The sequence below is a fragment of the Pseudomonas sp. P116 genome (genome assembly GCF_020149425.1).
GTDB classification, from domain to species: Bacteria; Pseudomonadota; Gammaproteobacteria; order Pseudomonadales; family Pseudomonadaceae; genus Aquipseudomonas; species Aquipseudomonas anatoliensis.
Window position 1 is genome coordinate 466,641 of record NZ_JACVHB010000001.1, and the last position, 14,857, is coordinate 481,497.

At 58.7% G+C, this 14,857-nt stretch carries 12 protein-coding genes; 4 read left to right on the forward strand and 8 right to left on the reverse strand.

The features are described from left to right. Positions 1–211 precede the first annotated feature (211 nt). The 4 genes from nirB to cobA are packed head-to-tail and all read left to right on the forward strand — an operon-like array spanning position 212 to position 6,475. On the forward strand, positions 212–2,665 hold the full coding sequence (nirB, locus tag ICA15_RS02325; protein ID WP_210553603.1) for a nitrite reductase large subunit NirB: 2,454 nt from the start codon (positions 212–214) through the stop codon (positions 2,663–2,665). Continuing rightward, complete coding sequence (nirD, locus tag ICA15_RS02330; RefSeq protein WP_042558503.1) at positions 2,662–2,979, forward strand: nitrite reductase small subunit NirD; 318 nt, start codon at positions 2,662–2,664, stop codon at positions 2,977–2,979. The genes nirB and nirD overlap by 4 nt, the downstream gene beginning before the upstream one ends. Beyond that, positions 2,979–5,693, forward strand: a complete 2,715-nt coding sequence (locus ICA15_RS02335) for a nitrate reductase (RefSeq protein WP_210553604.1) — start codon at positions 2,979–2,981, stop codon at positions 5,691–5,693. The genes nirD and ICA15_RS02335 overlap by 1 nt, the downstream gene beginning before the upstream one ends. A gap of 14 nt (positions 5,694–5,707) precedes the next feature. After that, complete coding sequence (gene cobA, locus ICA15_RS02340; RefSeq protein ID WP_210553605.1) at positions 5,708–6,475, forward strand: uroporphyrinogen-III C-methyltransferase; 768 nt, start codon at positions 5,708–5,710, stop codon at positions 6,473–6,475. Between the two features lie 74 nt (positions 6,476–6,549). On the opposite strand, the gene ICA15_RS02345 is transcribed toward cobA, so the two are convergent. The 8 genes from ICA15_RS02345 to ppsA form a co-directional block, all read right to left on the reverse strand. Further along, positions 6,550–7,584, reverse strand: a complete 1,035-nt coding sequence (locus ICA15_RS02345; protein ID WP_150601342.1) for an OmpA family protein — start codon at positions 7,582–7,584, stop codon at positions 6,550–6,552. Between the two features lie 107 nt (positions 7,585–7,691). Next, a complete protein-coding gene (sigX, locus tag ICA15_RS02350) occupies positions 7,692–8,282 on the reverse strand; it encodes an RNA polymerase sigma factor SigX (protein WP_150601341.1) in 591 nt (196 codons plus the stop codon). Positions 8,283–8,371: 89 nt separating this feature from the next. Next, positions 8,372–9,196: a mechanosensitive ion channel family protein gene (locus tag ICA15_RS02355; RefSeq protein ID WP_008048604.1), complete on the reverse strand. Its 825-nt coding sequence runs from the start codon at positions 9,194–9,196 to the stop codon at positions 8,372–8,374. A gap of 2 nt (positions 9,197–9,198) precedes the next feature. Further along, positions 9,199–9,447 carry a hypothetical protein gene (locus tag ICA15_RS02360; RefSeq protein ID WP_008076827.1) on the reverse strand — a complete coding sequence of 83 codons (249 nt, stop codon included), beginning with the start codon at positions 9,445–9,447 and terminating at the stop codon, positions 9,199–9,201. Positions 9,448–9,510: 63 nt separating this feature from the next. After that, the gene (locus ICA15_RS02365) at positions 9,511–10,506 is read right to left on the reverse strand and encodes a zinc transporter ZntB (RefSeq protein WP_150601340.1); all 996 of its coding nucleotides are present in this window, start codon (positions 10,504–10,506) and stop codon (positions 9,511–9,513) included. Between the two features lie 21 nt (positions 10,507–10,527). Then, positions 10,528–11,019 carry a ribonuclease E activity regulator RraA gene (rraA, locus tag ICA15_RS02370; RefSeq protein WP_100847899.1) on the reverse strand — a complete coding sequence of 164 codons (492 nt, stop codon included), beginning with the start codon at positions 11,017–11,019 and terminating at the stop codon, positions 10,528–10,530. Positions 11,020–11,248: 229 nt separating this feature from the next. Beyond that, positions 11,249–12,238, reverse strand: a complete 990-nt coding sequence (locus ICA15_RS02375) for an alpha/beta fold hydrolase (protein WP_210553606.1) — start codon at positions 12,236–12,238, stop codon at positions 11,249–11,251. A 185-nt stretch (positions 12,239–12,423) separates the two neighbouring features. Further along, positions 12,424–14,799, reverse strand: coding sequence for a phosphoenolpyruvate synthase (ppsA, locus tag ICA15_RS02380; protein ID WP_150594597.1), 2,376 nt, complete (start codon positions 14,797–14,799; stop codon positions 12,424–12,426). Between the last annotated feature and the right edge of the window lie 58 nt (positions 14,800–14,857).

A 14,857-nucleotide genomic window follows, 5' to 3' on the forward strand; every position in this document is an offset into this window, starting at 1 on the left:
GAATACTTGGCACAACCACTGCATTAATCCTTTCAACACACACATAAAGCCCAACCTTCAACGACGAAGGCTGTGCTCCCCGAGAGAACGGGACCAGGACAAAGGCGTCCTCGCTAGGCAACTAGCGGGACGCCTTTTTTTGTTTGCGCAAAATTTCTCGAGCAAGGCCTGAAGCCCACAAGAGGCCAGCCGCAGCTCCCCGGAGAACCTGATGAAAAAACTCAAACTGGTGATGATCGGCAATGGCATGGCCGGCGTCCGCACCCTCGAAGAATTGCTCAAGCTGAGCAACGAGCTGTACGACATCACGGTCTTCGGTGCCGAGCCGCACACCAATTACAACCGCATCCTGTTGTCGCCGGTGCTGGCCGGTGAGCAAACTTTCGAAGAGATCGTGCTCAACGACCTCGACTGGTACCTGGAAAACAACATCAAGCTGCTGCTCAACCGCAAAGTGGTGGAAATCGACCGGGTCAAGCGCCGGGTGATTGCCGAGGACGGCACTGAAGCCGAGTACGACCGCCTGCTGATCGCCACCGGCTCGACGCCATTCATCCTGCCAATTCCCGGCAACACCTTGCACGGCGTGATCGGTTACCGCGACATCGCCGACACTCAGGCAATGATCGACACCGCAAAAACCCACAAGCACGCCGTAGTGATCGGCGGCGGCCTGCTCGGCCTCGAAGCCGCCAACGGCCTGATGCTGCGCGGCATGCACGTTACCGTCGTGCACCTCGGTGAGTGGCTGCTGGAGCGGCAACTGGACAAGACCAGCGGCCAACTCCTGCAAAGCGCCCTCGAATCCCGTGGCCTGCATTTCCGTCTGTGCGAACAGACCCAGGCCCTGCACGACGCCGGTAACGGTCGGGTCGGTTCGGTGCAATTCAAGAACGGCGACATCATCCCCGCCGACCTGGTGGTCATGGCCGCCGGCATCCGCCCCAACACAGAACTCGCGGAAAAGGCCGGCATCCCGTGCAATCGCGGCATTCTGGTCAACGACACCCTGCAAACCTACGACCCGCGCATCTATGCCATCGGCGAATGCGCCAGCCATCGCGGTATCGCTTATGGCCTGGTCGCACCGTTGTTCGAACAAGCCAAAGTCTGCGCCAACCACCTCGCGCAGTTGGGTTTCGCCCGCTATCAGGGTTCGGTCACGTCGACCAAATTGAAGGTCACCGGCATCGACCTGTTTTCCGCCGGCGACTTCATGGGCGGCGAAGGCACCGAGACCATCACCCTCTCCGACCCGATCGGCGGGGTGTACAAAAAACTGGTGATCAAGGATGACGTTTTGGTCGGCGCCTGTCTGTATGGCGATACGGCAGATGGCGGTTGGTATTTCCGACAAATCCGTGAGAATCACGCCATCGGCGAGATCCGCGATCACTTGATGTTCGGCGAAAACGCCCTCGGCGACGTAGGACATCAGGGCCAGGACAAAGCCATGGTCATGGCCGACACCGCCGAAGTCTGCGGCTGCAACGGCGTGTGCAAAGGCACCATCGTCAAAGCCATTCAGGAACACGGCCTGTTCAGCGTCGATGAGGTGAAGAAACACACCAAAGCGGCCAGTTCCTGCGGCTCCTGCGCGGGGCTGGTCGAGCAGATCCTGATCAACACCGTCGGCGGCGCGGCAGACGTCAAACCGAAAAGCGAAAAAGCCATCTGCGGTTGCAGCGACCTCAATCACGGCCAGATCCGCCAGGCGATCCGCGAGCAACATCTTCTGACCATCGCCGGCACCATGAGCTACCTCAACTGGCGCACACCAAACGGCTGCGCGACGTGCCGGCCGGCGCTCAACTACTACCTGATTTCCACCTGGCCGGGCGAGGCCAGGGACGATCCGCAATCGCGCCTGATCAACGAGCGCGCCCACGCCAACATTCAGAAAGATGGCACCTACTCGGTGGTACCACGGATGTGGGGAGGTGTGACCAACCCTTCAGAATTGCGCCGAATTGCCGACGTCGCCGACAAGTACAACGTGCCGATGGTCAAGGTCACCGGCGGTCAGCGCATCGACCTGCTGGGCATCAAGAAACAGGACTTGCCCGGCGTCTGGAAGGATCTCGACATGCCCTCCGGCCACGCCTACGGCAAATCGATTCGCACGGTGAAAACCTGTGTCGGCAGTGAGTTCTGCCGCTTCGGCACGCAGAATTCGACGCAATTGGGCATCGAGCTTGAACATGACCTGTTCAACATGTGGTCGCCGCACAAAGTGAAGCTGGCGGTTTCCGGATGCCCACGCAACTGCTCGGAAGCGGGTATCAAAGACGTAGGAATCATCGGCGTAGATTCCGGATGGGAGATGTACATCGGTGGCAACGGCGGGATCAAAACTGAAGTCGCCGAATTCTTCGTCAAGCTGAAAACTGCCGAAGAAGTTCGCGAATACAACGGCGCGTTTTTGCAGCTCTATCGCGAAGAAGCCTTCTACCTCGAACGCACCGTGCACTACCTGCAACGGGTCGGCATGGAGCACATCAAGAAAGCCGTGCTTGAAGACCCGGAACGTCGCAAAGCTTTGAACGAGCGCCTGCAGTTCTCCCTGTCGTTTGAGCAGGACCCGTGGAAAGAGCGCCTGGCGCAGCCGCAACTGAAGAAAGAATTCGACGTGATCCCTGTGAAAATCCTGGAGGTGCCGGCATGAACTGGCTCGATATCTGTGCCCTGGAAGAGATCAATACCCTCGGTTCGCGGATCATTGCCGGACCCAAAGGTGACATCGCGATTTTTCGTACAAGTGACGACGAAGTTTTCGCCCTCGACGACCGCTGCCCGCACAAGGGCGGCCCGCTGTCACAAGGTTTGATTTACGGCAAACGTGTGGCCTGCCCGCTGCACAACTGGCAGATCGACCTGCAATCCGGTGAAGCCCAGGCGCCTGATATCGGATGCGCCCATCATCACGCGGCGCGGGTTGAAAATGGCCGGGTGCAATTGGCCCTGCGGGACGCTATCTGATGAACCGCCAGACGACCGCCTCGACCTGCTGTTATTGCGGGGTCGGCTGCGGCGTACTGATCGAGCATGACGGCGAGCGCATCCTCGGCGTCAGTGGCGATCCGGCGCATCCGGCCAACTTCGGCAAACTCTGTAGCAAAGGCTCGACCCTGCACTTGACCGGCGACCTCGCAGCGCGGGCGCTGTATCCGGAATTGCGCCTGGGCAAAGGCCTCGCGCGCAGCCGCACCGACTGGGACACGGCGCTGGACCATGCTGTAAATGTGTTCGCCGAAACCATCGCCGAACACGGCCCGGATAGCGTCGCGTTCTACATTTCCGGACAGCTGCTGACCGAGGATTATTACGCCTTCAACAAACTGGCGCGGGCGCTGGTCGGCACCAACAACATCGACAGCAATTCACGCCTGTGCATGTCTTCGGCCGTGGTCGGCTACAAACGCAGTCTCGGCGCCGATGCGCCACCGTGCAGCTACGAAGATCTGGAGCTCAGTGGTTGCGTGATGATCGTCGGCAGTAACATGGCCTACGCCCATCCGGTTCTTTTCCGTCGGCTCGAAGAGGCTAAATCGCGCCGTCCGCAGATGAAAGTCATCGTTATCGACCCACGGCGCACCGACACCTGCGATCTGGCCGATCTGCATCTGGCGATTCTGCCGGGCACCGATGTCGCTTTGTTCCATGGGATTTTGCACCTGCTGTTGTGGGAAGAATGGATCGACCGCGACTTCATCACGGCCCACACCGAAGGTCTGGCCGAGCTGAAAAGCCTGGTACGCGATTACACGCCACAGATGGTGTCGCAGCTTTGCGGGATCAGTGTCGAGCAACTGCAGCAATGCGCTGAATGGGTGGGGACTGCGCCGAGCTTTCTGTCCCTGTGGTGCATGGGGTTGAACCAGTCCACCGCCGGCAGCGCGAAAAACAGCGCATTGATCAATCTGCATCTGGCTACCGGGCAAATCGGTCGTCCGGGTGCAGGACCTTTCTCCCTGACCGGTCAGCCAAATGCCATGGGCGGGCGGGAAACCGGCAGTCTGTCCAATCTGCTGCCAGGCCATCGTGACGCGGCCAACCCCGAGCACCGCGCTGAAGTCGCGGCTTACTGGGGCATTGATCGGTTGCCGGAAAACACCGGGCTCAGTGCTATCGAACTGTTCGAACAGGTGCGTAGCGGCAAGATCAAGGCATTGTGGATAGCCTGCACCAACCCCGCGCAATCGATGCCGGATCAACACTCTGTGCGCGCAGCGCTGGAGGTGTGCCCGTTCGTGGTGTTGCAGGAAGCCTTCCGCACCACTGAAACCGCTCCATTCGCCGACCTGTTACTGCCCGCCGCCAGTTGGGGCGAAAAAGAAGGTTCGGTGACCAATTCCGAGCGCCGCATTTCCCACGTACGCAAAGCCATTCTCGCACCGGGTGAAGCACGGCCAGACTGGGCGATTACCGTAGATTTCGCACAGCGTCTGGAGAAACGTCTGCGCCCGCAACAACCGAGCCTGTTTGCCTTCGATCAACCTTCGCAGCTATTCGATGAATTCAAATTGCTCACCCGAGGGCGTGATCTGGATCTGTCCGGGATCAGTCATGCATTGATCGACCAGATCGGGCCGCAACAATGGCCCTTCCCCGCTGGCGCCCGGCAAGGAACCGCGCGGTTGTACAGCGACGGTATTTTTCCTACAGCTAATGGCCGCGCGCAGTTCATTGCCGACCCTTACCGCGCCGCCAAGGAGCAGCGTGATGCGCGCTTCCCGCTGACGCTGATCACCGGCCGCCTGCGCGATCAATGGCACGGCATGAGCCGTACCGGCACGGCGGCGCAACTGTTCGGCCATGTCAGCGAAGCGGTATTGAGCCTGCACCCGGACGAACTGCGCCGGCACCGTTTGCAGCCGGGAGATCTGGTCAATCTTAAAAGTCGTCGCGGCGCCGTGATTGTCGCGGTGGGTAGCGATGACGGTGTGCGTCCGGGCCAGGCTTTTTTGCCGATGCACTGGGGCGATCGTTTTCTCAAGGGCGGTGTGAATAGCTTGACGCTGCCGGCCTTCGACCCGTTGTCCAGGCAACCGGAACTCAAGCACAGCGGTGTGCGCCTGGAACCGGTCAATCTGCCGTGGCAACTCTTCGCACTGATCGAGGGTGATGTTCAACGGCACTTCGAGACGCTACGACCACTGTGCGAGGCGTTTTCCTACGTGAGTCTGAGCCTCGTCGGACGTGAACGTCCGGCATTGCTGATACGCGCTGCCAGCGGCGCGGCACCGGACCCGCAGTTGCTGGGTGAGATCGACCAATGTCTGTCGCTGATCGATGGCCCCGTATTGGCCTATGACGACCCGCGCCGGGCCATCGGCAAGCGTGTACGCATTGAGAATGGCCGGATTACCGCGATTCGCCTGGCTGGCGAAACCCTCGCACAACACTGGCTGCAAGGTTTGTGGCTGGAAGGTCGCGCGGATGAACAACTGCGACGCTGGCTGCTGGCGCCAATGAGCGCGCCGCCGGGCAACGCCGGGGCGCAGGTCACTCGCGATAAAACCTTGTGCAACTGCAATAACGTCAGCTTCAACGCAGTCTGCGCGGGTATTGGCCAAGGACTTGACCTGCAGGGTTTGAAAAATCAACTGGGATGCGGCACGCAATGCGGCTCGTGCGTCCCGGAAATAAAGCGCTTGCTGGCCGCCAACGTGCAGCCGGTTGCCGTCATTTGATGAGGGAAGACACCATGAATGCGAAAGTCTGGTTGGTGGGCGCAGGCCCTGGTGATCCAGAACTGTTGACCCTCAAAGCCGCGCGCGCCTTGCGTGAGGCCGATGTCGTGCTGATTGATGACCTGGTCAACGACGCCGTGCTGGAACACTGCCCCGCCGCGCGAATCATTGCGGTGGGCAAGCGCGGTGGCTGCCGCTCGACGCCGCAGGCCTTCATCCATCGTCTGATGTTGCGCTACGCCCGTCACGGCAAATGCGTGGTGCGGCTCAAGGGCGGTGATCCGTGCATCTTCGGTCGTGGCGGTGAAGAGGCTCAGTTGTTACGCGAGCGTGGTGTCGAGGTCGAGTTGGTGAACGGCATCACTGCCGGGTTGGCCGGTGCGACACAGTGCGATATCCCCCTGACCCTGCGCGGTGTGGCGCGCGGCGTGACGCTGGTGACTGCGCATACGCAGGATGACAGCAAATTGAACTGGCAGGCACTGGCGCAAGGCGGGACGACTCTGGTCATCTACATGGGTGTGGCCAAGCTTGGCGAGATTCGTGAGCAATTGTTGGCGGGCGGGATGGCGAAGGATACGCCGGTAGCGATGATCGAAAACGCCTCGCTGCCACATCAGCGCGAGTGCCGCAGTGATTTGATGGCGATGGAGTGGGATGCCTCTGCGTTTGAGCTGAAAAGTCCGGCCATCCTGGTGATTGGTGCTGTCGCTGCTGTTGCGCAAGATCAAAAGATCGCAGCCTTCGGCAGCTCCTACATTGGGAGTGCACACGCCTTGTAAGTGCTGGCGCTTTACCAAATCGCAGACAAAGAAAAGCCCGGCCTAAGCCGGGCTTTTCTCAGAGCGGCAGCTAATTACTTAGCTTGAGCTTCAACCTGCGCTTCTACGCGACGGTTTACAGCGCGGCCAGCGTCAGTTTTGTTGTCAGCAACTGGGCGGGATTCGCCGTAGCCAACAGACTGAACGCGGGACGATTCAACACCGTACTGGTTGGTCAGAACTTGCTTAACGGCGTTTGCACGACGCTCGGACAGTTTCTGGTTGTAAGCGTCAGGACCGACGGAGTCAGTGTGACCTTCAACAGTAGTGGTGGTGGATGGGTACTGCTTCATGAAGTCAGCCAGGTTTTTGATATCGCCGTAGCTGTTGGTTTTAACAACAGATTTGTCGAAGTCAAATTTAACGTCCAGCTCAACACGAACAACTTCAGCAACTGCCGGGCAGCCATCAGCGTCAACAGTTACGTTGGCTGGGGTGTCTGGGCACTTGTCAACGTTGTCGCAAACGCCATCGTTGTCGCTGTCGGAGCAGACTTCAGCTGGTGCTGGAACTGGAGCAGCAGCAGGCTTGGAGCCGCCACCGAAGTTCACACCGATACCGACGCTTGGAGCCCACTCGGTGTCGCCCTGGTCGATGTTGTACTGAGCTTCAACGCCAGCACGGGCGTAGAAGTTGTCAGTGAAGTACAGCTTGGCACCGCCGCCAACGTTGGCGAAGGTGGAACGGTTACGACCGTTCGAACCGTTCTGGTCGATGCTCTGGTCAGAGAAACCGGCCGAAACGTACGGACGCAGCATGTCGCCCGGGTTGTTGAAGTGGTACAGAGCGTCCAGAGCGGTGTTAGCGCCTTTTACGTTCTTGCCGTCGTCGGCACGTACGTTGTGCACTTCGTCGTAGCCCAGACGCAGTTCAACGTCGTCGGTCAGGAAGTAACCGATCGAGCCGCCGAACAGGTTGCCGTTGTTCTTGAAGTTACGAGCGCTGTCGAATTGTTCTTTCTTAGCGAAGCCTTCGATTTCAACTGCGCCTTGGCCTTGTGCCAGAGCGCCGAACGAAGTGGCAGCAATAAGAGAACCAATGGCCAAGCCCAAGGTGTTTTTCAGTTTCATCCGTTAAATCCCCATCTGGTGATTGTGAAGCAGTCCCGCAAACCGGGGGACAACTCGGCGGCAAGTCTATCAGAACTTGCCTACACGTAAGAGATATTTGCGCTGAACTAAGTTTCAGCAATGCCTGCAAATTTCTCACGCAATTTATCTAGAGCGCGTTTGTACCGCATTTTTGTAGCACTCAAACCCATGTGCATGATGTCTGCGATTTCCTGAAATTCAAGCTCTGCGACAAATCGTAGCACCAGAATTTCGCGGTCAATCGGGTTCACATACACCAGCCAGCGATCAAGCCCGCCCTTGTCCTCGGGTTTTGGCGTCTTTTCTTCGGACGCTTCCTCGAGGGGGTCAAGACTCAATGCGTCCATCAAGCGACGCTTTCGCCGTTCCTTCCGATACTGCGTGATGCATTCGTTGTAAGTGATGCTGTACAGCCAGGTTTTGAACTTCGATTTCCCCTCGAAATTCTTCAGGCCATACAACACCTTCAACATCACTTCCTGACAGACATCGTCTGCATCGCGATCGTTCCCAAGATATCTCGCGCAGACGTTAAATAATGTTCGCTGGTAACGCCGCATCAGTTCTTCATAGGCGCGCGTCACGTGAAACAGCTCGGTATGCGAGCGCGCGACCAACTCCTCATCAGAGAGCTCGCGGGGGTCGTAGCGCGTAGATAACGTTTGGGCTTTATTCAAAACAAGTCGTGCCGACAGTCAGGTCAATGTCCGCCGCAACCAGCTTCGGCTGGCTTTCGCGGCGGCATACATTAGCAGGGTTTGCCGGATTAGCGGCTACTCACATGCTGTTCCAGCAGGATCCGATTGGAAAGAGAGACTAGCTCACCCTCATCGGTCAGCAATGTGGTTTTAACCGTGCCGATCTCTTCGATCTGACCTTCGACCTCGCCAACACGCACTTGTTGCCCAACCTGGTACAACTCACGCACATAGATTCCCGCAAGAATCTGACCGGCAATTTCCCGGCTTCCCAACCCCATGGCCAGCGCAACCGCCAGACCAACGGTAATCAATACAATGACAATCACATGGTTCAGCAGGTCGGTCTTGACCTCAAGCTGACTGATCGCGACCGAGATGCTGATGATGATCACCAGCCCCTGAGCGATTCGCCCCAGCCCCGAAGCGTAGTCCAGGCCTACGCCTTCTGCCGCCCCACGCACCAGCCCATTGGCCAATTGCGCGAGCAAAACACCCACCAGCAACACCAGGGCTGCGCCAAATACTTTCGGCAAATACAGCGCCAGCATATCGAGCGTAGCTGAAACTCTCTCAAGGCCAAGGGATTCTGCTGCAGAAACCAGAAAAATAAGCAGAACGAACCAGTAAACGATCTTGCCGATCAGTGTCGAGATCGGAACCTGAAGCCCTGCGCGCGACAGCAACTTGGTCAGCCCGGTGCCGCCCATCAGGCGATCAAGGCCCAATTTGGCGAGCAGTTTGGACAGCAAGGTATCGAGCAGCTTGGCCACGACGAAACCCAACAGCAGCACCACCAGTGCGCCGAACAGGTTCGGGATGAAGTTGGCGACTTTGGTCCACAACGCAGTCATTGCAGTGACGAGGCTCTGAGTCCAGAGATCAAGTTCCATATTCAATCAGCCTTATCAGCAGTGCGAGCGGTAGGTTTACGAAGACGGGAAACCGGCGAGACGTGGGCCGATCCGTTATTCAGGGCGATCATCAGCGCGGGCAGCCAGCGGCCCAGCAGGCTGAACAGATCGCCGGCGCCGACCTGACGGTTGGCGGTTTTGAGTACGCGGCCCAGGCACGCATCGTCGTCACGGCTGGACGGCGAGGCGTTGAGCATGTCGCGCAAAGACTGTTCAAACGGATCGTGCATACGCACCTCTCGTGATGTCTGTGAAAGACGCGGGCAGATTTGGTCGGGTCACATGCGCCATGTTCAGACCCAGCGCAAACGACGGAATAACCACCATTGGCCGAAGGCCATGGCGAGCACCGTCAAGCAGGCGATCAGGAAACCATAAGGGCTGCTCGCGAACGGAATTCCGCCGACATTTATACCCAGCAGACCGGTGATAAAACTCATTGGTAAAAAGATGCAGGTGATGATGCCGAAGCGGTACATCGTGCGATTCATGCGCACGCTCAAACGCCGGTCTTCTGCCTCCAGGACAAGCCCCACGCGCTCTCGGGTCAATTCGAGTTCTTCGAGATAGCGGGTCAGGCTGTTGTTCAACTCGTTCCAGTAATCGGCATCATCATCGACAAACCACGGCAGTTTTATCCGCGTCATCTGGCCGAAAATATCCCGTTGTGGAGCGAGGAACCGCTTCAGTCCGGCCGCCCTTCGACGGATGTGCAAAATCGATCCGTGCTCCGGGGTATACCGTTCGTCGGCATCCATCTTTTCTTCTTCCTCATCGGCGATTTCCGAGAGGCAAGTGACCAGATCCTGCACCTTGTTAGTGAGGAATTGCGCCAGATAAAGGATCAGCTCGGAGGACGTTTTCGGGCCTTTGCCCTCTGCCAGAATCGTCAGCAGTTCATCCGTGGCCCGCAACGGACGCAAACGCAGTGAGATAACACGCTGGGCAGAGGCAAAAATCCGCACCGAGACCATATCTTCCGGTTCGGCACCCGGATTGAGGTTCACGCCGCGCAAAAACAGCAGCAACTCGGAATCCGGCAACGGCAACAGGCGCGGTCGGGTGTTCTCTTCCAGCAGCAAGTCGCAGGTGAATTCGTTCAGGCCACTGGATTTGCGCAGCCAGGTCTGGGTTTGCGGATGACTGCGATCCCAGTGCAGCCACAGGCTTTCATGGGCCTGTAGCTGCAAATCGTCGAGCTCAGTCCGGGCTATCGAACGCGCACCGCCTTTACCGTCCAGCACCAGGGCATGCACCAGCCCCCATTGCGCGTTTTCTTCCTCGAACATCCTCATCCCTTTGTCAAAAGCTTATTCAGGCATCTTCAGCGGGCTCGGCGAGATGATCACGCCGTTGTTGTCCGCATAAATGTAGTGGCCCGGGTGGAACGTCACACCGGCAAAAGTTACTGGAACGTCAAGGTCGCCGAGCCCGCGCCTGTTGGACTTCCTCGGGTGGCTAGCAAGGGCCTGCACGCCCAGATCGGTCTGCGCGATGATATCGACGTCGCGGATGCAACCGTAGATCACCAGCCCTTCCCAACCGTTTTTCGCGGCTTTCTCGGCCAGCATGTCCCCCAGCAGGGCATGACGCAGCGAACCACCACCGTCGACCACCAGTACCTTGCCATTCCCTTTGAGCTCGACCTGCTCCTTGACCCGCGAGTTGTCTTCGAAGCATTTGATGGTCACGATTTCGCCGCCGAATGAATCACGGCCGCCGAAATTGCTGAACATCGGTTCCAGCACCTGGACCAGTTCCGGATAGGCGTCGCACAGGTCAGGCGTGAGGTAATGGTTCATCGAAAAACTCCTGTAAAAAGGAAGACGATCAAGGATGACGCACTCTTGTGAGACGAGTTCCGGCAGTCGCTGTTTACCTTAGTTCATGCAAGGGTCGCTGAACGAACCTGAACAAACGCTGAAACGTAATAGCAAATCAGCCACTAAAAGTGACCAGAACCGCACAATGCGTCATATCTTAGCCGCAAGCCGACCCGAACGAAATGGCCTTTTTTCAGTGCCTCGCGACTCAGACCGCTGCCGCCAGATCCGGCTTCTCACCCAGTAACGGCGTGTGCTGATCGTTCAACCAGCGTGCCACCAGTGGCCATACCTGCGTCTGTGCAGCCTTGCTCACCAACATTTCGACATGGCCGAAATTATCGTTGAAGCCCTGTTCGCGCCCCAGATTGATGAACTGTTTGTGCTCAGAACCCATCTGCTCGAACAGTTTGCGACAAGCCCACGCAGGATCCTGATGATCCCCCGCCGCACTTACCGCCAGCACCGGCACCTGAACATCAGCCAGACCGGCCCACCAGTCTTTGTCCTTGTCACCAAACCGGCCGAACAGGCCGTACCAGCGCATGCTCTCGATGGCCAGGCCAATGGGCTCATCTTCCGGTCCGCGCTTGAGGCGTGAGCCCGACAACTGCGCGAAACGCTTGAGAATGAAGCGACCGCTCCATTCAACCGGCGGAATCTTCAGCGGCCAGTAAGTACGGCTGACCTGAGTGCCAAAAAACGCTGCCGACGCTACGGCAGGTTCGCCCAGATACTCGCCACCGAGAGCCGCCGCCAGGGTAATGCCGCCCAGCGAATGGCCAATCCAGTGCGGCACCTGCCCACTCTGCTCACGCACGAATGCGGCGATTGCCGGCAAATCGTACCTGGCGTAGTCGGCGACACGGTTCCTGCGGTATTCCTCGTTGCGCTGCGATAAACCGTGACCGCGCATCTCCGGAATCCACACGTCGAAGCCCAGCCGTGCCAGATAAGCGCCGAGCCCCAGACCCTTGGGCGAGAACCAGAATCGCCGGTTGGAAAAACTGCCGTGCAACAGAATGACCGGCACACCGCGCACCGCCGGTTCATCGGCCATGCCCAAACGGGTGACGGCGATTTCTACGGACCAGTCCGGGCTGTTGCCGGGTTTCAGACGATAAACGTCTTCGCTCAGATCGCCGCGCCGCTCGGCGCTGATCAGGGCGACAGGAAATAGGTTACTGCTGCTTTGCATAATGCTCTTGCACAAAAAAGGGCGGCATCCGGAGGCGCTCGCCCTACTTCAATCTCAAAGCCTTACCCCTTGTGGGAGCGAGCTTGCTCGCGAAAGCGGTACATCTGTCGACATCGATGTTGAATGTCAGTCCGTCTTCGCGAGCAGGCTCGCTCCTACAGTAGAGCGGCCCGTTCACATAACCATCAAGCCTGCGCTTGGCCTTCCGCGAGGAAGAACCAGGTTTCCAGCACGGTGTCCGGGTTCAGCGACACGCTTTCGATGCCCTGCTCCATCAGCCAGCGCGCCAGATCCGGGTGATCGGATGGGCCCTGACCGCAGATACCGATGTACTTGCCAGCCTTGTTACACGCCTGAATCGCGTTCGACAGCAGCTTCTTGACGGCCGGATTACGCTCGTCGAACAGGTGCGCGATGATCCCGGAGTCACGATCCAGACCCAGCGTCAGCTGAGTCAGGTCGTTGGAACCGATCGAGAAACCGTCGAAGAATTCGAGGAACTCTTCAGCCAGAATCGCGTTGGATGGCAATTCGCACATCATGATCACGCGCAGACCGTTTTCGCCGCGCTTCAAGCCGTTCTCTGCGAGCAGATCAACAACCTGACTGGCTTCGCCGAGGGTACGCACGAACGGCACCATGATTTCGACGTTGGTCAGGCCCATCTCGTTGCGCACACGCTTCAGCGCGCGGCATTCGAGTTCGAAGCAATCGCGGAACGATTCGCTGATGTAACGCGAAGCGCCACGGAAGCCCAGCATCGGGTTTTCTTCTTCCGGCTCGTAGAGCTTGCCGCCGATCAGGTTGGCGTATTCGTTGGACTTGAAGTCCGACAGACGCACGATGACCTTCTTCGGTGTGAACGCTGCTGCCAGGGTGCTGATGCCTTCGACCAGTTTGTCGACATAGAAGCCAACCGGATCATCGTAGCCGGCAATACGCTTGTCGACGCTGTCCTTGATTTCCTGCGGCAGACCGTCGTAGTTCAGCAGCGCTTTAGGGTGCACGCCGATCATGCGGTTGATGATGAATTCCAGACGGGCCAGGCCCACACCGGCGTTCGGCAGTTGCGCGAAGTCGAAGGCGCGGTCCGGGTTGCCGACGTTCATCATGATCTTGAACGGCAGATCAGGCATGGCGTCCACGGAGTTCTTCTTGATGTCGAAGCCCAGTTCACCTTCGAAGATGTAACCGGTGTCGCCTTCAGCGCAGGATACGGTTACGCCCTGGCCATCTTTCAGCAACTGTGTGGCGTTGCCGCAACCGACAACGGCCGGAATGCCCAGCTCACGGGCGATGATCGCCGCGTGGCAGGTACGCCCGCCCCGGTTGGTCACGATGGCGCTGGCGCGCTTCATTACCGGTTCCCAGTCCGGGTCGGTCATGTCGGAAACCAGTACGTCGCCCGGCTGGACCTTGTCCATCTCGGACACGTCCTTGATGATCCGCACTTTACCGGCACCAATACGCTGGCCGATGGCGCGACCTTCAACCAGCACGGTGCCGGTTTCTTTCAACAGGTAACGTTCCATGACGTTGGCCTGGGTGCGGCTTTTCACGGTTTCCGGACGGGCCTGCACGATGTACAGCTTGCCGTCGTCACCGTCCTTGGCCCACTCGATGTCCATCGGGCACTGGTAGTGCTTCTCGATGATCATCGCCTGCTTGGCCAGCTCGCTGACTTCAGCATCGGACAGGCAGAAACGCGCGCGATCAGCCTTGTCGACGTCGATGGTCTTGACCGACTTGCCGGCCGTGGCGACTTCGCCGTAGATCATCTTGATGGCTTTGCTGCCCAGGTTGCGACGCAGGATCGCCGGACGACCGGCCTCCAGCGTGCCCTTGTGGACATAGAATTCGTCCGGGTTGACCGCGCCTTGTACGACGGTTTCGCCCAGACCGTAGGCGCCGGTGATGAACACCACGTCACGGAAACCGGATTCGGTATCGAGGGTGAACATCACGCCGGCAGTACCGGTTTCCGAACGCACCATGCGCTGCACGCCGGCAGACAGGGCGACCAGTTTGTGGTCGAAGCCCTGATGCACGCGGTAGGAGATCGCACGGTCGTTGAACAGCGAGGCGAACACCTCTTTGGCAGCGCGGATAACGTTTTCCACGCCACGGATGTTCAGGAAAGTTTCCTGCTGACCGGCGAAGGATGCGTCCGGCAAGTCTTCGGCGGTGGCGGAAGAACGCACGGCAACGGCCATGTCAGGGTTGCCGGCCGACAGCGTGGCGAACGCGGTGCGGATCTCGGCGTTGAGTTTTTCCGGGAATTCGGCGTCCATGATCCATTGACGGATCTGCGCGCCGGTCTTGGCCAGTGCGTTGACGTCATCAACGTCGAGCGCGTCGAGGGCCTGGTGGATCTGGTCGTTGAGGCCACTCAGTTCGAGGAAGTCGCGATAGGCCTGAGCGGTGGTGGCAAAGCCGCCGGGGACCGACACACCGGCACCCGCCAGGTTGCTGATCATCTCGCCCAGGGATGCGTTCTTGCCCCCCACATGCTCAACATCGTGTTTGCCGAGCTTATCGAGGGAAACTACGTACTCTACCAAGGTGATCTCTCCACTAACTGTGTTGGAAAAGCTCAGAAACCGGCTGCTCGGGGGAGCG

Coding starts and splice junctions, on each gene's coding strand:
- nirB (WP_210553603.1), top strand. CDS start 212: ATGAAAAAACTCAAACTGGTGATGATCGGCAATGGCATGGCCGGCGTC.
- cobA (WP_210553605.1), top strand. CDS start 5,708: ATGAATGCGAAAGTCTGGTTGGTGGGCGCAGGCCCTGGTGATCCAGAA.
- ICA15_RS02335 (WP_210553604.1), top strand. CDS start 2,979: ATGAACCGCCAGACGACCGCCTCGACCTGCTGTTATTGCGGGGTCGGC.
- rraA (WP_100847899.1), bottom strand. CDS start 11,019: ATGAACCATTACCTCACGCCTGACCTGTGCGACGCCTATCCGGAACTG.
- ICA15_RS02360 (WP_008076827.1), bottom strand. CDS start 9,447: ATGCACGATCCGTTTGAACAGTCTTTGCGCGACATGCTCAACGCCTCG.
- ICA15_RS02365 (WP_150601340.1), bottom strand. CDS start 10,506: ATGTTCGAGGAAGAAAACGCGCAATGGGGGCTGGTGCATGCCCTGGTG.
- ICA15_RS02355 (WP_008048604.1), bottom strand. CDS start 9,196: ATGGAACTTGATCTCTGGACTCAGAGCCTCGTCACTGCAATGACTGCG.
- ICA15_RS02345 (WP_150601342.1), bottom strand. CDS start 7,584: ATGAAACTGAAAAACACCTTGGGCTTGGCCATTGGTTCTCTTATTGCT.
- nirD (WP_042558503.1), top strand. CDS start 2,662: ATGAACTGGCTCGATATCTGTGCCCTGGAAGAGATCAATACCCTCGGT.
- ICA15_RS02375 (WP_210553606.1), bottom strand. CDS start 12,238: ATGCAAAGCAGCAGTAACCTATTTCCTGTCGCCCTGATCAGCGCCGAG.